The sequence below is a fragment of the Nonomuraea sp. NPDC049129 genome (assembly GCF_040648495.1).
In the GTDB taxonomy this organism is placed as follows: Bacteria; Actinomycetota; Actinomycetes; order Streptosporangiales; family Streptosporangiaceae; genus Nonomuraea.
In genome coordinates, this window is record NZ_JBEZDU010000029.1 from 104,051 (window position 1) to 123,444 (window position 19,394).

Here is a 19,394-nt window from a genome sequence, read left to right on the forward strand (position 1 = left end):
ATGCTCCGACCGGCTGTGACCGGAAATCGACACACACCAGCTTAATTTTGGCTCTTAATATTGGCTGTCATATGGCTGGAAGGCCCCCACCAGGGCCGCAACCCGCCCCTTGACCTCGGCCGCAGTGCCCGGATGGCGTACGGCCTGCACGAGCAGGGCCCCCACTTCCTTCAACTCCTGGGGCCCCATCCCCTGAGTGGTGAGACACGGCGTGCCGACACGTATCCCGGAGGTCACGGCCGGAGGCTCCGGATCGTACGGGATCACGTTCCGGTTGAGCGTGATCCCCGCCGCGGCGCACCGCCGCTCGGCCTCGGCGCCCGACACGCCCAGTTCGCGCAGGTCGATGAGCATCAGATGCGTCTCCGTGCCGCCTGACACCGGCCGCATCCCCTCGGCCGCCAGGGAGTCGCACAGGGCCTGGGCATTGGCGACCACCTGCTTGGCGTACGCGCCGAACTCGGGCCGCAGCGCCTCGCCGAACGCCACCGCCTTGGCCGCCACGGCGTGCATGAGGGGACCGCTCTGGATGAACGGGTACACCGCCCGGTCGATCCGCGCGGCGAGCTCCGCCGTACAGAGGATGCCGCCCCCGCGCGGTCCGCGCAGCGCCTTGTGCGTGGTGTAGGTGACCACGTCCGCGTACGGCACGGCGGACGGAATGGCGCCACCGGCCATCAGCCCGATCGGATGCGCCACGTCGGCGAGCAGCCAGGCGCCCACCTCGTCCGCGATGCCACGGAAGACGGCGAAGTCGATCAGCCGGGCGTAGGAGGTGGCGCCACAGACGATCACTTTTGGCTGGTGCCGCAGCGCGAGGTCCCGTACTTCGTCGTAGTCGATGAGTTCGGTGTCCCGTCGCACCCCGTATGACACGACGTCGAACCATCTTCCCGAGAAGTTCACCTTCGAGCCATGGGTGAGATGACCGCCGTGCAGCAGGTCCATGGCCAGCATGGTGTCGCCGGGCTGCAGCAGGGCCGCGTACGCCGCGAGATTGGCGGAGGCCCCCGAATGGGGCTGCACGTTGGCGTGCTCGGCCCCGAACAACCTCAAGGCCCGCTCGATCGCCAGCCGCTCCGCCCGGTCGACGACCTCACAGCCACCGTAGTAGCGATGGCCCGGGTAGCCTTCGGCGTACTTGTTGGTCAGGGTGGATCCGAGGGCGGCGAGGACCGCCGGGGAAGCGAGATTCTCACTCGCGATCAGCTGGAGACCACCGCGGACCCGTTCCAGCTCGTCGAGCAGCACCTGAGCCAGCTCGGGGTCCTGCCGCTGGAGCCGTCCGAAGTCCGGACCGTAGTAGGGCACTACACCCATTCTCCCACTGTACGGCCATTTGTCCGTTTTTCCCATGCCCCACCGTCGTTCCGGCAGTCAGGCGGGCTGCCGAAGCGCTGCTCCACGGACGCGCGCCGACCATCCGTCCTTCCTCTACCTGACGGGGACCCCAGCCACGACGGACCGTCATCTTCCACTCCCCCGACGGAGGACCCGCCCGAAGGGACCCAAGCCATCACGGACCGCCTCCTCCGCTCACCCGGGGCCGCTCGACGGCACCCCAACCCCACGAACCGTCTTCCCCTACTCCCCGCAGGGGATATGCCTCCAAAAGACCCCAGCCACGTCAGACCGTCACCGAGATTGAGACGGTCGGGTGACGAAACACCGGGGGACCGTTGGGGCCACCGCCCCCGAGGAGGCGACCAGCCGAGCAGCCGGTGTGGCGGCCAGTCGAGTGACTGGGCCCAGCATCGACCCAGCCGAGCGGTCAGGTGGGCGGTCAGTGGGTCGGGCTGTCAGGAGAACGCGTGAGGGGCGCCGATCGCACTGGGCACCCAGCGAGGCGTGTCGGCGGCCTCCTCGCTGATCGACGTCAGCACGGCCTGACGGTAGAGGGCGAGCCTGGAGCGCCACGCGCCGATGTCCTCGACGTAGCGGGTGCCCACAGGGGCATCCCACGTCTGCGGGCTCTTGGCAAGCTGGTACGCCTTGTCAAGGGCCGTTGTGAGGCCCTCTAGCAGGGGTAGGACGGTCTGCCAGGCGGTGACCAGGCGCTGGTACTCGGGATTGAACTCCCAGGCCCTTGGGTGGGCTTCCAGGGGGTTGCCGTTACCGTTGACGGGCGGGTTCTCGCCCGGTTGGCGGGGTTGAGGGGCGGGCGGGTCCAGGTACATCACACGCTCCTCTCGTGGGTCCCCGGCTCGATTGTGCCGGGCGGCCCATCAGGCTGAATGTCTCTGAGCGCCCACTCGCCCTTGCCGTACTCGCCCTGTGGCACCTGCACACTCGGCATGTCCATGGGCGGAACGTCACGGGCGTGTTCGACCAGGGTGCTGAGCGCGTCGGTGTCCAGCGGCTTCACGTCGATGGAGACGACGTCGCCGGCCCACTTCCCGGCATCTGCCCCTTGTGCCGCGTAGACGGTCGTAGCGGTGGTCTCGCGGGTGGAGGTGTCGGCGGGCGGGGGCGTCGCGCTGTCGCTGGCAGGCGGCGGGGTGGAGCCACCCTGATCCGCCGACGGCTCGGTAGGTGGCACCACGACCGGTTCACCGACAGTGGGCATCGAGACATCCGTGGCCCGCTGCCCCGAGGGATTGGTCGGTGTCGTGTCACCTGCTCTGTGGTCGGGCACCTGCTGACCCGGCGGGTTGGTGGGCGTCGCATCACCCGCCCTCTGATCCGGAACCTGCTGACCCGGCGGATCCGCCGGTGTGACCACCGAACCGTCGCCGGTCGAGCGCGTTCCCGTGTCCGTTCCCTGGCACTCGCCGGTGTCGGTCGTGGCCGTGGGTGTGTCCGCCGTCGCGGTGGAGTCGGCTGTCTGGGCCGTAGCGGCCGTGTCCGCCGTCGAGCCCGATATGTCGTCTACGGACGGCGTGCCGCTTGCGGAGGCTATATCCCCGGTTGATGGGGTGTGGTGGCCCGTGGATGAGGTTGCACTGCCGGGGTCGATCGTCCCCGGCTGGCCGTCGGGGCTGATGTGCCTGGGTGCCCACTCGCCCGTGCCGTACTCGCCCGCCGGGACCTCCACCCTCGGCATCTCGGCCGGCTGGACGTCGCGCGCGTGGTCCACCACCGTCGACACCGCGTCGGGGTCCAACGGCTTGGCGTCGATGGACACTACGTCGCTGCCGTTGTTGGCCCAGGCGTTGACGTCCGCGCCGTGCGTGGACGCGTCGCCGGAGACCGAGGGCATCTCGGCGGGCTGCACCTTCTCGATGTCGTCGAGCAGCGCCCGCAACTCTTCGGCCGTAGGCGGATCAATGGGCACCTGGAGCACCTTGACACCGTCGACCACGATGACCCGAGGTTTGTGCGGGTCGGAGTCGTCGGGATGGTCCTTGGCCGGGGTGTCGATGATCCCGCTGTCGGAGTCGGCGCCGCGATCTCGCCTGCTGGCGATGTCGTCGTCCTTGGGCTCGTCACCGGTGTCAGGCGTGATGTTGTCGACATCCGGTTTGTCGTCACCCGTCTTGGCGTCCGGCTTGTCCGCACCGGTCTTGGCGTCCGGTTTGTCGCCATCGCAAGCCTTAGCATCAGGCTTGTCTTCGCCCGTCTTGGCATCCGGCTTATCGTCGGTCTTCGCGTCCGGTTTGTCTTCGCCCGTCTTGGCGTCGGGCTTGTCTTCGCCCGTCTTCGCGTCCGGCTTATCGTCGGTCTTCGCGTCGGGCTTGTCTTCGCCCGTCCTGGCGTCCGGCTTGTCTTCGCCCGTCCTGGCGTCAGGCTTATCGTCGGTCTTGGCGTCCGGTTTATCGCCTGTCTTCGCGTCGGGCTTGTCATCCCTCTTCGCGTCAGACTTATCGTCCGTCTTGGCATCCGGCTTATCGCCCGTCTTCGTGTCGGGCTTGTCCTCGCCGGTTTTGGCGTCCGGCTTGTCGGCAGGGGTGCCGTCGTCCGCTCGCGGGTTCTCGTACTTGGACCGCTCATCGCCTCGGTCCTTCTTGGGCTCGTCGCCGTCCTTGGCGTCACTGCCCACCGTCGGCGCGGCCTCCTTGGCCTGATCCCCCATCCGCGGGTGATCGGCCTTCTTCTCCAGCAGCCCAAGCCGGGCCGTCACGTCACGGACCATCACCTCGGCGGCGTCGGCCACCTGGACCGGGCGATGGGTGGTCTGGGTGGCCAGACCCGCCCCGCTCATGACCTGCCCGACACGGCCCTCGACCGACCGCATCTGCGTGACCGCGTGCTTAACCTCGGCCAGCAGATCACGGACCAGCTTGGGATCCATGCCGTCGAACTTGCCCATGGGTCACTCCCGGACGTCTCGCCGCTCCGGACTTCACCGTAAGGGCCTGCTGGCATCACCGCAGCCGGGATAATCAGACGGTATACGTCAGGCGTCCCTTCAAGCCGCACACGCCGACCGGACAAACCGAATAAGCCCGCCGGGCAAACCAGGCGGACGGGCATACGGACGAGCCGGGTGGACGAACAGACCAAGGCCGACAGGCCAGACCGATGGGCCGGACAGACGTGCCGAGCGGGCGGACCAGGCCGACAAGCCGGACGGGCCAGGCGGCCGAGGGGCCCCGCAAATGGAGATACAAACGGACCAGGCCGACAGACCCCGTGGTCAGTCGTCCGTGGCGACGTAGCCGATGATGCCGCGCAGTTTCTCCACCGGGATCGCCCCCCGCCTGAGCATCCGCGGCACCGCCGTGGTCAGGTCCAGGATCGTGGACGGTGTGTTGTCCGTGGTCTTGCCGCCGTCCAGGTAGACCGCGACCGACTCACCCAGCTGCTCCTCGGCCTCCGCCGCCGTGACGGCCGCCGGGGCGCCCGAGCGGTTGGCGCTGGAGACGGCCATCGGGCCGGTCTCCTTCAGCAGGTCGAGCGCGACCGGGTGGAGCGGCATGCGCAGCGCGACCGTGCCCTTGGTCTCGCCCAGGTCCCAGGACAGCGCCCGGTTGGCCTTGCAGACGAGCGTGAGCGGACCGGGCCAGAAGGCGTCGATGAGGTCCTGACCGTACGGTCCCAGGTCGTCGACCAGGGCGTTGGCCGCCCTGACGGTGCCGACGAGGACCGGTGGCGGCATGTCGCGGCCGCGGCCCTTGGCCTCGAGCAGGGCGGTGATCGCCGCGGGAGTGAAGGCGTCGGCGCCTATCCCGTAGACCGTGTCGGTCGGCAGCACTACCAGCTCGCCGCGGCGTACGGCGGAGGCGGCCTCCGTCAGGCCCTCGGCCCGCTGCTCCATGTCCGTGCAGTCAAAGCGTCTTCCCACGGTCTTATCGCCTCGCTCCGCTCGGCGGGGAGCGGTGCTCTCGAGGCTCCCCCCTCCTCATTCGGTCACTTCGCGACCTCTCGCCGTCAGGAGAAGGCCGCGCCGCTCGCGTGCATCCTAGTCCTGGCCAAGTCTGGCCGTGACGAAGCGGTCCCTGCGGGTCAGATCCTGCCGCAGTCGTACGTCCCGCCAGCCGTTGTCCTCGGGGAACGTCAGGTAGACGGCCCTGCCCTGCTCGTCGGCGTGTTCGACGGAGACCCAGCCGCCGGGGCGCAGCAGGCGGCGCGCGGTACGTTCCACGGCGCGTACCTCACCCAGACCGTCGTCCCCGGTGCCGTAGAGGGCCCGTGAGGGGTCGTAGTCGCGCACCTCGGGATCACGCGGAATCGCGCCAGGAGGGATGTAGGGCGGGTTGGAGATGACCAGGTCGACCTTGCCGTTGAGCTCGGGCAGGGCTTCGGCCAGGTCGTCCGGATGCAGGTGGGTGCGGCCCTGGCCGTGTTCGGAGATGTTGCGCTTGGCCCAGCCGTACGCGCCGGGGTCGACCTCGACCGCGTGCACCTCGGAGAGCGCGACCTCCTGGGCGATCGACAGCGCGATCGCGCCCGAGCCGGTGCCGAGGTCGACGACCAGGGGCGCGGCGACGTCCATCGCGCGCAGCGTCTCGATGGCCCAGCCCGCCATGACCTCGGTCTCGGGCCGGGGTACGAACACGCCGGGCCCGACCGCGAGCTCCAGGTAGCGGAAATAGGCGTGGCCGGTGATGTGCTGCAGCGGCTCGCGGGCCTCGCGCCTGGCGACGCCCTCCCAGAAGAGCGCGTCGAAGTCGGCGTCCTTGACCGTGTGCAGCTCGCTCCTGCGCACGGCGTGGACGAAGGCCGCGATCTCCTCCGCGTCCGTACGCGGTGAGGGCACACCTGCCTCGGCCAGCCGTGCGGTGGCGAGGGCGATTTCGTCCAGCAGAAATGTCATGAGTGTTGTGCGAGCTTCTCCGCCATTTCGGCGTCGATGAGGGCCTGGGTGACGGCGGTGAGCTCGCCGTCGAGAACTTGGTCGAGGTTATACGCCTTGAAGCCGACTCGGTGGTCGGAGATGCGGTTTTCCGGGAAGTTGTACGTGCGAACCCGCTCGGAACGGTCGACCGTCCGCACCTGCGACTTGCGTTCGGCCTGCGCGGCGGCCTCGGCCTGCTCCTGGGCGATGGCCAGCAGCCGGGCGCGCAGGATGCGCAGCGCCGACTCCTTGTTCTGGAGCTGGCTCTTCTCGTTCTGGCAGGAGACCACAGTGCCCGTGGGCAGGTGGGTGATCCGGACCGCCGAGTCGGTGGTGTTGACGCTCTGGCCGCCGGGGCCGCTGGAGCGGTAGACGTCGATGCGCAGCTCGTTGGGGTCGATCTGGACCTCGACGTCCTCGGCCTCGGGGTAGATGAGCACGCCCGCGGCGCTGGTGTGGATGCGGCCCTGCGACTCGGTGACAGGCACCCGCTGCACACGGTGTACGCCGCCCTCGAACTTGAGCCTGGACCACACGCCCTCGTCGCCCTTGGCCTTGATCGCGACCGTGACGTCCTTGTAGCCGCCCAGGTCGGAGTGCTGGGTGTCGATGATCTCGGTCTTCCAGCCGAGCCGCTCCGCGTAACGCAGATACATCCGGAGCAGGTCGCCGGCGAACAGCGCGGACTCCTCGCCGCCCTCGCCCGCCTTGATCTCCATGATGATGTCTTTGTCATCGTTGGGGTCACGCGGGATAAGCAGGTGTTTGAGCCGCTCTTCGAGGCGCGGGATGCGCTCCTCGATCTCGGCCGCCTCCGCGGCGAAGCCCTCGTCCTCGCCCGCCAGCTCCTTGGCCGCGGCCAGGTCGTCGCGGGCCGACGCCAGCTCCCGGTAGGTGCCCACGATCGGGGTCAGCTGCCGGTAACGCCTGCCGAGAGTGCGGGCCTTGTTCTGGTCGGCGTGCACGGCGGGATCGGCGAGCTGCAGCTCCAGCTCGGAATACTCCTTGAGCAACTCGTCGAGATTCACCGTGCGTCCTTCGTCTGGGGTGTAACGGTCTCTTCACCAAGAACGCCGACCCGGCGCACGTGAGTGCGTCCGGGTCGGCGTCGGTGAAGCTAGTTGCCCGAGGACTTCTTGCCGAAGCGCTTCTCGAAGCGCGCGACCCGGCCGCCGGTGTCGAGGATCTTCTGCTTGCCCGTGTAGAACGGGTGGCAGGCCGAGCACACGTCGGCGTGGATGACGCCGTTCTTGGCGGTGCTGCGGGTGGTGAACGTGTTGCCACAGGTGCAGGAGACCTGGGTCACGTTGTAGGCGGGGTGGATGTCGGGCTTCATTGCTGTCCTTTCGAGGTGCGGTCGCCGGGTCGCCAGAAGTCGCGATCAAACGCGGGCGGGAGCCGGAACCGCTGCGGGTCAGCTACCAGTGTGCCAGATGCTGTAACCGTCCCAGGCCACTGGGCATTCCCGGAACCTTATAGCGGACTCACTGCCGTCACATTAGGCTCCCGCGCACAAACCATTACTTTTATCCCATAAGGACTGCGATCAGATGAAGAAGGGGCTGCGGTCGCTACTCGCGACCGCTACGGGGGCCGCGCTTCTCCTCGGATGCGTGAACCTCTCGGCCGCGCAGGCGGCCAGTGCTGGAAGCGACTTCAACGGGGCGGCCACGTCGGACGCGTTCATCCCGGTCGACCGGGACATCGAAGTCAGCGTCACTCTCAGGCTGAAGGACCCGGCGACCGTCACGGCGGCCGTCACTGGCAGCATCACTCCGCCCGGCAAGTCGGGACGGGACGTGGACTTCGACTTCCGGCCGTCTCCGGCGAGCAAGGCCACGGAGACGACGATCACCGGCAGGTTCGGCATCGGCAAGGACGACCCCGCCGGCGACTGGAAGCTGAACGTCAGTGTCCCGCGTGCCTCGGGCACCGGAAACAACGCCTTCGTCCTCAATGTCTCCGGCAAGCAGGGCATCACCAGCGGCGGCGTCACGCCCAACCCGGTGCGCCTGGTCAAGGGCAAGGACGTCAAGGTCTCGGTGAAGGCTTCGGTGACCGATGCGGAGTCGGTCTCCGCCAAGCTCATCAGCGAGGAGTCCAACGAGTCCTACGACCTGGGCGACCTGGAGCGCGGCTCCGACGGCTATTACCGCGGCAGCACGTTCTTCAGCGACGACACGCCTCCCGGCGACTGGACGCTGGAGGTGTACGCCAACCGCGGCGGCCAGTCGCTCAAGGGCGTCAGCTCCTTCACCGTCGTCGCCCCGGTGGGCGGCGCCTCGAAGAAGGCCAAGGTCAGGATCACGATCAAGGCCCCGGCCAAGGTACGGAAGGGCGCTTCCGTCACGGTCTCCGGCAAGGTCTATCGCGGCTCCAAGGGGTATCCGAAGAAGAAGCTGGAGGTCTACTTCAAGACCAAGGGCACCAAGACGTACAAGCTCCTGCGCTTCGTGAAGACGAACTCGACCGGCAAGTACGCCAGGTCCTTCACCATGAAGAAGGACGGCTACTTCCGCGTCAAGGCGCCCGGCACGAGCAGGACCCGCAGCGCGCTGTCGCCGCAGGAGTTCGTGGACGTCAGGTAGTCAACGGCCCAGATAGGTGAGTACGGCGAGCACTCGCCGATGGTCCTCGGGCGCCGGCCCGAGGGCCAGCTTGGCGAAGATCCCGGAGATGTGCTTCTCCACAGCCCCTTCGGTGACGACCAGTCGGGCGGCGATGGCCGTGTTGGAGCGACCCTCGGCCATCAGCGCCAGCACCTCGCGCTCGCGCCGGGAGAGCGTGTCGAGCGGGGCGCCACGCCGCTGCCTGCTGAGGAGCTGCATCACCACCTCGGGGTCGATGACCGTGCCGCCCGCCGCCACCTGCCGCACGGCCTCCAGGAACTCGGCCACGTCGGCCACCCGCTCCTTCAGCAGATAGCCGACGGCCGGGCCGATGAGCTCGCCCGCGTAGCGTTCCTCGACGTATTGCGACAGCACCAGGATCGGGAAGTCCGGGCTGGCCGCCCGCACCTTCAGCGCGGCGCGCAGCCCCTCATCGGTGTGGCTCGGCGGCATCCGGACGTCGACGATCGCCAGGTCGGGCGCATGCTCCTTGACCGCGGTGATCAGGGACGACCCATCGGAGACCGCCGCGACGGTCTCGATGCCTCCGTCGGCGAGCAGCCGGGCCAGCCCCTCACGGAGCAGTACGGAATCCTCGGCGATGACCACGCGCATGTGCAATGCCTACCACTCACAGGGCAACTCCGCGCGCACGAGGGTGGGACCGCCTACGGGGCTGTGCAGGATGAGCACCCCGTCAATGGTGGCCGCCCGGTCGGCTAACCCCGCCAGGCCGCCGCCCGCGCTGACCAGGGCGCCGCCGATGCCGTTGTCCCAGACGTCGACGATCACCTGCCGGTTTTCCTTGGTCACCCGTACGGACGCCTCAGTGGCGGCCGAGTGTTTGGCCATGTTGGCCAGGGCCTCGGCCACGATGAAGTAGGCGATGCTCTCCACGGCCGGGGGCGGCCGCTCGTCGGCCGTGCCGAGCTCGACCGCCACGTCCACGTGCACCGGCGCCCGCGCGGCCAGCCCGGACAGCGCCGCGTCGAGCCCCCGATCGCTCAGGATGGCCGGATGGATGCCCCTGGCCAGGTCGCGTAGCTCGGCGATCGCGGCCTTCGTGCCACTGTGCGCCTGGGCGATCAGCAGCCTGGCCTCTTCGGGGGCGTGGTCGAGCTTGGCCTGCGCCCGTCCGAGGTCCACCGCGACGGACAGCAGCCGCTGCTGAGCGCCATCGTGCAGGTCGCGTTCGATCCTGCGGCGCTCCGCCTCGGCCGCGTCGATGCCCCTGGCCCTGCTGGCCCGCAGCCGCTCCTCCTCGCTCCCGCTGAGCAGCACCACGGCCAGCGTGCCGTGCAGCCAGGCCATCCCGCGTACGGCATAGGCGGTCACGGCCAGCATGCAGAAGCCCAGGATCGTGCCGAGCACCGCCCCCGGCCAGCTGTCGAGGGCCAGGGTGTCGTTGAACCGCAGCACCTCACCCTGCGCGTGCCAGAAGGGCGCGGTGATCAGCGTGAGGGTCCCCACCCATGACAGGGCGGACACCACGAACTCCACCAGGCTCAGCGGGAACAGCAGTAACAGATAGCCGAGGTCCTTCCAGGTGGCCGGATCCTTGAACAACCACCCCACATGAGCGCCGATCCCCCGCTCGGGCCGAGCGCGGTAGGGATCGGCGATCCGTACGCCCAGCGCGGCCCACAGCACCCGGCGCTCCAGCATCGCCGCTCCGCGCCACGTGAACATGGTCAGCAGCACCAGCGGGATGCCCACCCACAGGACCACCAGTATGAGGGAGAACGGCACCGCCACGGCCAGCACGGCGAACCAGCCGACCCCGAAGGCCAGACTGACCAGCATGTAGGGCACGGCCCGCCACGTGGCCGGATCCACCACAACGCCAATGGGCCCCCGGGGCCCCAACGGCACGCGCTCCCTCAATGGCACAGCAACCATGCCATCAAGGGTGCCCGGTCAACGGGCCGCTGAGAATGTGGCGGACTTCCGTCCTCAGGTGGGGTTATCCCCAGTGGCCGCTCTCACCGCCTCGTCACAGCCCCATGGGGTCAGCGGTTGTGCCCCTTGCAGTGGCTCCCCGGGCGGTCCGTCATACCACCGCCTCGATCCCTGTGACGGTCCGTGGGTGGCTGGGGTCCTTTGCAGGGATATCCCCTCCGGGGTGAGGAAGAAGACGGTTCGTTGTGGCTGGGGTCCTTACCGAGGAAAACCCCTCAGGGGGGAGAAAACGAAGACGACCCGTCGTGGCCGAGGCCCTACCGAGGGACGCCCCCTCCGACCGAGCGGACCAAGACGGCCCGTCGTAGCAGGCCGTCCCTGGTGGAAGCAGCCGCCTTGTCCCTCGAGGCCCCAGACCCCGTGTGGGGCCCGTGATGCATGCCGTACCAAAGAGAGAAGGCCGTACAAAGAGAAAGGGGCGGCAGAGAAGAACTCTGCCGCCCCTTCACCAGCGTCAGTCGCGGTCGTTGCTCACCGTGGTCTTCTGGACCTGCAGGAGGAACTCGGCGTTGGACTTGGTCTCCTTCATCTTCTCCAGGAGCAGTTCCAGCGCCTGCTGCATGTCGAGCGCGTGGAGCACCCGGCGCAGCTTCCAGACGATCTGGAGCTCGTCCTTGGCCATGAGGATCTCTTCCTTACGGGTGCTGGACGCGTCGACGTCCACCGCGGGGAAGATGCGCTTGTCGGCCAGGGAGCGGCTGAGCTTGAGCTCCATGTTGCCGGTGCCCTTGAACTCCTCGAAGATGACCTCGTCCATCTTGGACCCGGTCTCGACCAGGGCCGTGGCGAGGATCGTCAGCGAGCCGCCGTTCTCGATGTTGCGGGCGGCGCCGAAGAAGCGCTTGGGCGGGTAGAGCGCGGTGGAGTCGACACCACCCGACAGGATGCGCCCGCTCGCGGGAGCCGCGAGGTTGTAGGCGCGCCCGAGGCGGGTGATCGAGTCGAGCAGCACGACCACGTCGTGGCCCAGCTCCACCAGGCGCTTGGCCCGCTCGATGGCGAGCTCGGCGACCGTGGTGTGGTCCTCGGCGGGACGGTCGAAGGTCGAGTGGATGACCTCGCCCTTGACCGACCGCTGCATGTCGGTGACCTCTTCAGGCCGCTCGTCCACCAGCACGACCATCAGGTGGCACTCGGTGTTGTTACGGGTGATCGCGTTGGCGATCGCCTGGAGGACCATCGTCTTACCGGCCTTGGGCGGCGAGACGATGAGGCCGCGCTGGCCCTTGCCGATCGGCGAGACGAGGTCGATGATCCGCGTGGTGAGGATGTTCGGCTCGGTCTCGAGGCGCAGGCGGTCCTGCGGGTAGAGCGGCGTGAGCTTGTTGAAGTCGGGCCGGTTGCGGGCCTGCTCCGGGTCCATGCCGTTGACGGTGTCGAGGCGGACCAGGGCGTTGAACTTCTCGCGGCGCTCGCCGTCGCGCGGCTGCCGGACGGCGCCGGTGATGACGTCGCCCTTGCGCAGGCCGTTGCGGCGGATCTGGGCGAGCGAGACGTAGACGTCGTTGCTGCCGGGCAGGTAGCCGCTCGTCCTGACGAACGCGTAGTTGTCGAGGATGTCGAGGATGCCGGCGATCGGGATGAGTACGTCGTCGTCGCCGATCACGGGCTCGTTGCTCTCGAAGCGGTCACGGCCACGGCCGCGGTTGCGCTCCCTGAACCGGCCCCGCCTGCCACGACCGCCACGGTCGTCGTCGTCGCCGCCACCGCGCGGATCGTTGCGCGAGTCGCCCCGCTGATCGTTGCGGGAGTCGCTCCGCTGGTCACCGCGCTGGTCGTTGCCGCCACGCGGGTCGCCGCCGCGGCCGCCGTCGGCGACGCGCTCACGCTGCTCCACGCGACCGCCGTCACGGCCACCATCACGACCGCTGTCACGGTTGTCACGACCGTCGCGGCTGTCGCGAACATCACGACTGTCGCGGCTGTCGCGAACATCACGGCCGTCGCGGCTGTCGCGACCGTCACGAACATCGCGGCCGCCCTCACCGCGGTCGTTGCCGGAACGGTCGCTGCCGCCACGGTCACCACGCTCACGGCGCTCGCCTCTGGTGCGCCGCTCACGGCGGCTCTCACCACGGTCGCCACGCGGGTCGAGCTGGGTGTCGGCGGGCTGTGCCTGCTCCACGACCGGCTCGGCCGGGGCGGCGGCGGCCACGGGCTCGGGGGCCGCGGCCACCGGCTCGGGAGCCTGCGCGACGGGCTCTTCAACGGTCTTGGGGCGGGAACGTTCCCGGCGTGCCCTGGTGGGCCGCTCCGCGGCGGGCGCCGCGTCGGCGGCGGCCGGGGCCTCGGCTACGGCAGCGGGCGCGCCTTCTCCGGTGCCGCCACCCTGCTTCTCCTGGATGGCCGCGATCAGCTGGCTCTTCCGCATGCGCCCGGTGCCGCTGATGCCCAGCTCAGCGGCCATTTTCTGCAGCTCGGGCAGCACCTTGGCGGACAGGCCGGTGCCGGAGCGACGCGCGCGCGGCTTGGCCGCGGCGCGGGTGGGGGTGTCGCCGGACGCGGGCTGCGCAGGTGAGCCTGGTGCGTCGGAGAGGAGTTCGGTGGTGTCGCTCAACTAAAGGTCCTTCCCAGGGGTCGGGCGCCGGTTTTGTTCTGCCGGGCGTCCCGGAGGTGCTTGCGATCCGGCGGGACAGACCGGGTCGGGGTGCACGTTGCGATCTTCGGCCGCCGCTGGGGACGACCGCCACTCTTGGGGAGAGGCACGTCCAAGCGGCCACAGGACAGTGACGCGTGGATGACACCCCTCAGATTGCTGTCGCCAGCCAGATGTCGAGGTGATTCGAACGCGCAGACCCCCGTCGTCGCCGCCTCACGTTGGGCCAACCGGGTGTGGGCCAACCGGAGGCAACGGATTCCGGGGAGACAGCCGCGCTGCACACGCCTCGCGACGTGCAGCATTATGCAGCGATGTGTGGCTGACAAGCACGCACCCAACAAGGGGGCATCTGGTGCGGCTATCAGCCTAACATCACCAGCGCACACGGCTATTCCCTGAAGGTCTAAAGAGGCATCAGCGTGTCTCGGGGAACTGAACGTTCGCACCAACTGGGTCGACGTCCATAAGCTGGATGTGCCAGTCATTACCCACTTCTGGCGCGATCAAATCCTGCGAATCCGATGTCGAAAACGCAAGGACTGTGGGACCTGCTCCCGAAACGACCGCAGGCACGCCCACTGCACGGAGACGTTCTACCAGATCCGCACTGGCCCGCATCGCAGGCGCACGGTATTTCTGGTGAAGTCGGTCTTCGGTGGCGGCGAGCAGCAGCCCGCGCTCCGGCCGGTGAGTCAGCGCCGCGATCAGCAGCGCAGCCCTGCCGGCGTTGAAAGAGGCGTCCTTGTGGGGCACGTCCTTCGGCAACAACCCCCGTGCGGTCTCCGTGGCCAGACGTGTCGCCGGAACGAACACGACAGGCCGGATGCGCACATCCGGGAGCAGTTTCACCATACGCGGTGATCCGGAGTGGTCGGTCCACGCAATCGTCAAGCCTCCGGCCAGGCATGGCGCGACATTGTCCGGATGCCCTTCCATCTCGGTGGCCAGGGCGAACACCTCGTCGTCGGAAAGGCCGTATCCGTCGGGGAATCCGGCCGCGCGCGGCCCCCCATCGCCGGTTTCCGCACCCGTATATTCGCCGGGCCGGGCCAGCGCCCTGGCGGCCAGGATGCCCGCGCAGATCGCGGCCGAGGACGAGCCCAGGCCGCGGGCGTGCGGGATGCGGTTGAGGCAGTGCAGCCGGATGCCCTCGGGCTGGGCGGCCCCCATGCGGTCGAACGTCCTGCGCATGGCCTTGACGACCAGGTGTCCTTCGCCGAGGTCGAGCTCGCCTTCGCCCTGTCCTTCGACGGTGACGTGGACGCCCCGCTCGCCGGTCAGCGTGGCCCGGACCTCGTCGTACAGGCCCAAGGCCAGGCCCAGGGTGTCGAAGCCGGGGCCCAGGTTCGCCGACGTGGCAGGCACACGGATGTCAACGGTGCTCATTCGCCTGATCTTTCCCCCGCCGCCTTCAGCGGCGACGGGTCTGTTTTCCGTACGGCAAAGCATCCGTGCGGCAAAGCTTCCCGTACGGCAACGCTTCCGTATGGCAACGCTTCCGTATGGCAACGCTTCCGTATGACAAACCATCCGTACGGCAAGCAGAGCGCAGGCCACGGCATGCGCCCGCACGCTGTACGAGTCCCGGCGCTCCTAGCCCAGGTTGAGGGCGGCCGCGGCGGCGTGGACGTCGATGGGGATGGTGACCGGAGCCGGCGCGCCGGCGATCGCCCAGTCAGGGTCCTTGAGGCCGTTGCCCGTGACCGTACAGACGATGCGCTGCCCAGGCTCGATGAGACCGCGCGCGTGCGCCTGAAGGAGACCGGCGACGCTGGCCGCCGAGGCGAGCTCGACGAAGACGCCCTCCTCCTGGGCCAGCAGTTTGTACGCGGCCGCGATCTGCCGGTCCGTGACCGACTCGATGGCTCCCCCGGACTCGTCGCGCGCCGCCGTGGCGAGTTGCCAGGAGGCGGGGTTGCCGATGCGGATGGCCGTGGCGATCGTGTGCGGATGGGCGACGGGCCCGCCGTTGACGATGGGGGCCGCGCCGCTGGCCTGGAAGCCGAACATGCGCGGCGCCTTGGTGGCGATCCCGTCGGCGGCGTATTCGCGGTAGCCCATCCAGTAGGCCGAGATGTTGCCCGCGTTGCCCACCGGGATGCAGTGGATGTCGGGCGCGTCGCCGAGCGTGTCGACGATCTCGAAGGCGGCCGTCTTCTGGCCCTGCAGCCGGAACGGGTTGACCGAGTTGACCAGCGCGATCGGGTAGCTGGACGACAGCTTGCGGGTCATCTCCAGGCAGTCGTCGAACGAGCCCTCGACCTGGAGCAGCGTGGCCCCGTGGACGAGCGCCTGAGCCAGCTTGCCCATCGCGATCTTGCCACGTGGCACCAGCACGGCGCAGGTGAGCCCGGCGCGTACGGCGTAGGCGGCGGCCGAGGCCGAGGTGTTGCCGGTGGAGGCGCAGATGACCGCCTTGGCCCCCTCTTCGACGGCCTTGCTGATGGCCATCGTCATGCCACGGTCTTTGAAACTGCCCGTCGGGTTGGCGCCCTCCACCTTGAGGTAGACGTCACACCCGGTCAGCGCGGAGACGCGGTGCGCGGGCACCAGCGGCGTGCCGCCCTCCAGCAGCGTGACGACGGGCGTCTTCGTGGTGACCGGAAGGCGCTCTCGGTACTCCTCGATGAGGCCACGCCACGACCTGCTCATACTGACTCCCTACCTGCGGTCTTGGGCACCGAGTGTACGGGGTCCCGGCGGTGTTCACGGAGTCGAGTCCCGGGCCGCCGAGCCTTGGCCGCAACAACCCATATTTCAGGAAATTCTCAGCATCTCCCGGTAAGGTCCCCGGCAGGGGGGTCACCACCATGAACGCGCGTCCTGCCATGACGCAGAACGACTATTCTCCGCTGTCGCCGCCAGAGCTCGGCACCTGGTCACCGGCCTTGTCCGTGAGCGTGGTGATACCCGCGCACGGCGGGCCCCATCTGGAGCTGACGCTGGCCGCGCTGGCCGCTCAGACGTACCCGGACCACCTCATGGAGGTCCTGGTCGTGGACGACGGCAGCGAGCCGCCGATCCGGCTGCCGGAGATCCGCCCGGTCAACACCCGGATCGTCCCGGTGACGACCGGCTGGGGCATCTCGAACGCCGTCAACACCGGCGCCAAGGCCGCCGACGGCGAGATCATCCAGCGCCTCGACGCCGACATGGTGGCCTGCCGCGAGCACATCGAGGCCCTGGCCCGCTGGCACCACGTGACCGACTATCTGGTCACGATCGGGATGAAGCGCTTCATCGAGGTGCCGGCGATCACCGCCGAGCAGGTCTTCCGGGCGGGACACCTGGGAGACGTGTTCGACCTGGCGTCGGGCGTGTCGAGCTCCACCGAGGCGACGATCGCCAAGACCGACGGGCTCCGCAAGAGCCGCAATCCCTACCACGTGTGCACGGGACCGACCTTCGCCCTTCCCCGTGAGGTCTTCCACGCCGTGGGCGGTCTCGACCCGAACGTCGTACGCGGTGAGGACACCGAGTTCGCCTATCGGCTGGCGATGCACGGCGTCGTGTTCATCCCGGACATGGAAGCGCAGGCCGTACATCTCGGGCTGCCCGCTCAGCACCGTGACAGGGATCGCGCTGTCCGGGCGGTCGAGCCGTACCTGGCGCACCGGATCCCGCTCCGCCGCGACCTGCGCAAGGACCAGGGCCGCCGCTGGCTCGTGCCGTACGTGGAGATCGTCCTGGATGTCACGGACACCTCGGAAGCGGTGGTCCGGCAGGCGGTGGCGGCGGCGCTCGACGGCAAGCTTCAGGACGTCGTGGTGACGCTGGTGGGACCGTGGGCGCGACTGCACGATGGGCGGCGGGCCGTGCTCAGTGATCCGCTCTTCGAGATGCGGCTGATGCGCGACCTGTTCGCCCACGACGACCGGATCCGGCTGATCGACGAGGCGGCCCCGACACCGGCGCCCGCGCCGTTCCGCTACCGGGGCCCGATCGACGTGCCGCTGCACAAGGCGACGCTGGAGCGGATGATCGAGACGGTGCAGAAGGACCTGACGGGCGTGCTCGTCGTGGACCTGCCCGACGGCCGCGCGGCCCGCCTCGAACGCACCTCCGCCCTGGGCCGCGCCCTGCTGCTCGCCGCGCCGGGCGACGATCTCGACGAGATCATCCAGACCACGCACGGCGTACGGCACGAGGACCCGGACCGCTACTGGCCGCCGGCCCCGCAGCCGAAACCCGCAGCCGAGAAGACCACGGCTCAGAAGGTGGCGCCCCAGCAGCCCGCCGCGCCGCTACCGCCGATCGTCACGGTTCCCGCCGCCGAGGAACGGACCCTCCTGGGCCGCCTCAAGTCCGCGCTCCGGCCCAGCTGAAAACGCAGGCTAGCCCCGCAGCCTCTTACCCAGGGCGCGCTTGACCGTGGTGGCCAGCAGGACGCGCATGCTCTGCTGGGCCCGGTTGGCGGCGGCCAGCTGACGGCGCAGCGTGCTGACGTCGCGCCGCAGCTCCACCGCGCTCTTGCGCCAGCGCCCCGCCTCGTCGCGCCACTTGGTCACCTGCGCGCGCAGCCGTTCGGCCTCCTTGGTCAGCCGCGCCACGTCGGCCTCCGCCTTGAGTCTGGCCCGGTAGGCGCTGCGGCGGCCGAGCAGCTCCGCCGCCTCCTCGGCGAACCCGTACGTCTCGCCCTCTACCCACGCGACGCCCGCCACGTCGTCCACCGCGTCGTCGAGCTCCTCGCCGGGGCGTACGACGATCCGCGCACGGGCGAAGGAGGAGGCGCGCTCCAGCCGGGCGGCCACGATGCCGTCCTTGGACTCGTGGAGCAGCACGTTCACCAGCCCCAGCCCTTCGCCGCGGGCCAGGTCGAGCAGCCTGGCCAGGCTGTCCTCCCCCGGCACCCAGCCGGCGGGCAGCCGTAGCACGTACGGCACGCCCGGGTCGACCTCGCCGGAGACCGCGAGCCGTACCCGGCCCTCGTGCAGGTAGTGGCCGTGGACCAGCACCAGGTCGAGGTCGGGGTCCTTCAGCGGGGCCCGGCGCTCGCGCCCGAGGGAGTCCCAGGGCCCGACCACGACGATGGACAGGTCCAGCATGGTGCCCGCCAGCAGGGCGTCGACCGTGGCGCGGACCTGCTCGTAGCCGGCGGTGCCGTCGACGACGATCGCGATGTACGGGACCTTCCACTGGCGGGAGGGGTGCGAGCGGAGCCACCGGTAGGCGGGGATGCGGTCGGCGACGAACGCGTAGCTCACCCGGTCGATGGGCCGCTGGTCGCGCATGCGCATGGTCGGCCCGAGATGGTAGGCGCGGGCCCTGGGCTCCGGTACGAACACCGCCCCTGCCTGGTAGAGCCGGTAGCCCATCTCCGTGTCCTGGCCGAGGATCAGCTCGTCGTCCATCGTCCCGGCGGCGGCGACCAGCCGGGCGTTGACCGAGGTCGCGCCGCCGACGTGCAGGCTGAAGGGGCGCTGGGTGTTGTCGGTGAGGCCGTTCGTCCGCTCGATGAGGTCGACGATCCAGGCGTGCGGCTCGGCCGGCTCGAAGGCCTTCTCCAGGTCGTCGGGCAGCTCGGCGGGAAGCGGCGCGTCGGTGAACCTGATGTAGCTGGTCACGGCCAGATAGGGCGCGGCGTGGTGCCAGCGCATGTGCGCCTCGATCGAGCCGGGAGTGAGCACGACGTCGGAGTCGAGCCAGTGGATCACGTCGCCGGTGGCCTCGGCGAGCCCGGCATTGCGCGCGGCGGCCCGGCCCGGGTCGTGGCAGACGATCAGCCGGGTGCCTTCGGGGCGTTCGGCCGGCAGCCGCAGGGGCGGGGAGCTGCCGTTGTCGACGACGATGACCTCGATCAGCCCGGCGGGGTAGGTCTGCCGGGCGAGCCCGGCCAGTGCCAGGTCGAGCTTGTCCTGGCCGCCGTACGCGGGCACGACCACGCTGACCCGCAGCGTCGGCGTGTAGGTCTCCGGCGGTTCGAGCATCCGGTAGTCGTTGCCGCGAACCCTCGTGCCGCTTCCAGAAGCAGGCTCGGCCCTCATGCCACTTCCAGAAGCAGGCTCGGCCC

General features: G+C 69.3%; 15 protein-coding genes. 2 read left to right on the forward strand and 13 right to left on the reverse strand.

The window, feature by feature from the left end:
* Window positions 1-54: 54 nt before the first annotated feature.
* The 7 genes from glyA to rpmE all read right to left on the reverse strand — a co-directional run bounded on the left by glyA (window position 55) and on the right by rpmE (window position 7,553).
* Entirely contained in the window at window positions 55-1,320 is a 1,266-nt protein-coding gene (gene glyA / locus AB0B64_RS51045) for a serine hydroxymethyltransferase (protein ID WP_357942656.1), read from the reverse strand.
* A gap of 479 nt (window positions 1,321-1,799) precedes the next feature.
* Window positions 1,800-2,177 (reverse strand): hypothetical protein, encoded by a 378-nt coding sequence (locus tag AB0B64_RS51050; RefSeq protein ID WP_357942654.1) that lies wholly within the window; start codon window positions 2,175-2,177, stop codon window positions 1,800-1,802.
* On the reverse strand, window positions 2,177-4,249 hold the full coding sequence (locus tag AB0B64_RS51055; protein WP_358197205.1) for a hypothetical protein: 2,073 nt from the start codon (window positions 4,247-4,249) through the stop codon (window positions 2,177-2,179). Before AB0B64_RS51055 ends, AB0B64_RS51050 begins: the two co-directional genes overlap by 1 nt.
* A 327-nt stretch (window positions 4,250-4,576) precedes the next feature.
* A complete protein-coding gene (locus AB0B64_RS51060; RefSeq protein ID WP_225290359.1) occupies window positions 4,577-5,224 on the reverse strand; it encodes an L-threonylcarbamoyladenylate synthase in 648 nt (215 codons plus the stop codon).
* A gap of 117 nt (window positions 5,225-5,341) precedes the next feature.
* Entirely contained in the window at window positions 5,342-6,196 is an 855-nt protein-coding gene (prmC, locus tag AB0B64_RS51065; protein ID WP_357942650.1) for a peptide chain release factor N(5)-glutamine methyltransferase, read from the reverse strand.
* Window positions 6,193-7,245: a peptide chain release factor 1 gene (prfA, locus tag AB0B64_RS51070; protein ID WP_357942648.1), complete on the reverse strand. Its 1,053-nt coding sequence runs from the start codon at window positions 7,243-7,245 to the stop codon at window positions 6,193-6,195. Before prfA ends, prmC begins: the two co-directional genes overlap by 4 nt.
* A gap of 89 nt (window positions 7,246-7,334) precedes the next feature.
* Entirely contained in the window at window positions 7,335-7,553 is a 219-nt protein-coding gene (gene rpmE / locus AB0B64_RS51075) for a 50S ribosomal protein L31 (protein WP_225290356.1), read from the reverse strand.
* A 277-nt stretch (window positions 7,554-7,830) separates the two neighbouring features.
* Between rpmE and AB0B64_RS51080 the strand changes: the two genes are divergently transcribed.
* Window positions 7,831-8,805, forward strand: a complete 975-nt coding sequence (locus AB0B64_RS51080; RefSeq protein WP_358197206.1) for a hypothetical protein — start codon at window positions 7,831-7,833, stop codon at window positions 8,803-8,805.
* Here AB0B64_RS51080 and AB0B64_RS51085 read toward each other — a convergent pair whose 3' ends face one another.
* From AB0B64_RS51085 to thrC, 5 genes are all read right to left on the reverse strand, one after another.
* On the reverse strand, window positions 8,806-9,441 hold the full coding sequence (locus AB0B64_RS51085; RefSeq protein WP_358197207.1) for a response regulator transcription factor: 636 nt from the start codon (window positions 9,439-9,441) through the stop codon (window positions 8,806-8,808).
* A 9-nt stretch (window positions 9,442-9,450) separates the two neighbouring features.
* Complete coding sequence (locus tag AB0B64_RS51090) at window positions 9,451-10,662, reverse strand: sensor domain-containing protein (RefSeq protein ID WP_357942642.1); 1,212 nt, start codon at window positions 10,660-10,662, stop codon at window positions 9,451-9,453.
* Between the two features lie 577 nt (window positions 10,663-11,239).
* Window positions 11,240-13,342 carry a transcription termination factor Rho gene (rho, locus tag AB0B64_RS51095; RefSeq protein ID WP_358197208.1) on the reverse strand — a complete coding sequence of 701 codons (2,103 nt, stop codon included), beginning with the start codon at window positions 13,340-13,342 and terminating at the stop codon, window positions 11,240-11,242.
* A 456-nt stretch (window positions 13,343-13,798) separates the two neighbouring features.
* Window positions 13,799-14,770 carry a homoserine kinase gene (locus AB0B64_RS51100; RefSeq protein ID WP_358197209.1) on the reverse strand — a complete coding sequence of 324 codons (972 nt, stop codon included), beginning with the start codon at window positions 14,768-14,770 and terminating at the stop codon, window positions 13,799-13,801.
* 207 nt (window positions 14,771-14,977) lie between these two features.
* Complete coding sequence (gene thrC, locus AB0B64_RS51105) at window positions 14,978-16,036, reverse strand: threonine synthase (RefSeq protein WP_357942635.1); 1,059 nt, start codon at window positions 16,034-16,036, stop codon at window positions 14,978-14,980.
* A gap of 158 nt (window positions 16,037-16,194) precedes the next feature.
* Between thrC and AB0B64_RS51110 the strand changes: the two genes are divergently transcribed.
* Window positions 16,195-17,709: a glycosyltransferase gene (locus tag AB0B64_RS51110; protein ID WP_358197210.1), complete on the forward strand. Its 1,515-nt coding sequence runs from the start codon at window positions 16,195-16,197 to the stop codon at window positions 17,707-17,709.
* A 9-nt stretch (window positions 17,710-17,718) separates the two neighbouring features.
* Here AB0B64_RS51110 and AB0B64_RS51115 read toward each other — a convergent pair whose 3' ends face one another.
* Entirely contained in the window at window positions 17,719-19,368 is a 1,650-nt protein-coding gene (locus AB0B64_RS51115; RefSeq protein WP_358197211.1) for a glycosyltransferase, read from the reverse strand.
* Window positions 19,369-19,394: the final 26 nt, after the last annotated feature.

Bases quoted from the DNA above. Each gene is read 5' to 3' on its own strand.
- AB0B64_RS51085 (WP_358197207.1), bottom strand. From the start codon at position 9,441: ATGCGCGTGGTCATCGCCGAGGATTCCGTACTGCTCCGTGAGGGGCTG.
- AB0B64_RS51110 (WP_358197210.1), top strand. From the start codon at position 16,195: ATGAACGCGCGTCCTGCCATGACGCAGAACGACTATTCTCCGCTGTCG.
- prmC (WP_357942650.1), bottom strand. From the start codon at position 6,196: ATGACATTTCTGCTGGACGAAATCGCCCTCGCCACCGCACGGCTGGCC.
- AB0B64_RS51055 (WP_358197205.1), bottom strand. From the start codon at position 4,249: ATGGGCAAGTTCGACGGCATGGATCCCAAGCTGGTCCGTGATCTGCTG.
- glyA (WP_357942656.1), bottom strand. From the start codon at position 1,320: ATGGGTGTAGTGCCCTACTACGGTCCGGACTTCGGACGGCTCCAGCGG.
- thrC (WP_357942635.1), bottom strand. From the start codon at position 16,036: ATGAGCAGGTCGTGGCGTGGCCTCATCGAGGAGTACCGAGAGCGCCTT.
- rpmE (WP_225290356.1), bottom strand. From the start codon at position 7,553: ATGAAGCCCGACATCCACCCCGCCTACAACGTGACCCAGGTCTCCTGC.
- AB0B64_RS51100 (WP_358197209.1), bottom strand. From the start codon at position 14,770: ATGAGCACCGTTGACATCCGTGTGCCTGCCACGTCGGCGAACCTGGGC.
- AB0B64_RS51050 (WP_357942654.1), bottom strand. From the start codon at position 2,177: ATGTACCTGGACCCGCCCGCCCCTCAACCCCGCCAACCGGGCGAGAAC.
- AB0B64_RS51115 (WP_358197211.1), bottom strand. From the start codon at position 19,368: ATGAGGGCCGAGCCTGCTTCTGGAAGCGGCACGAGGGTTCGCGGCAAC.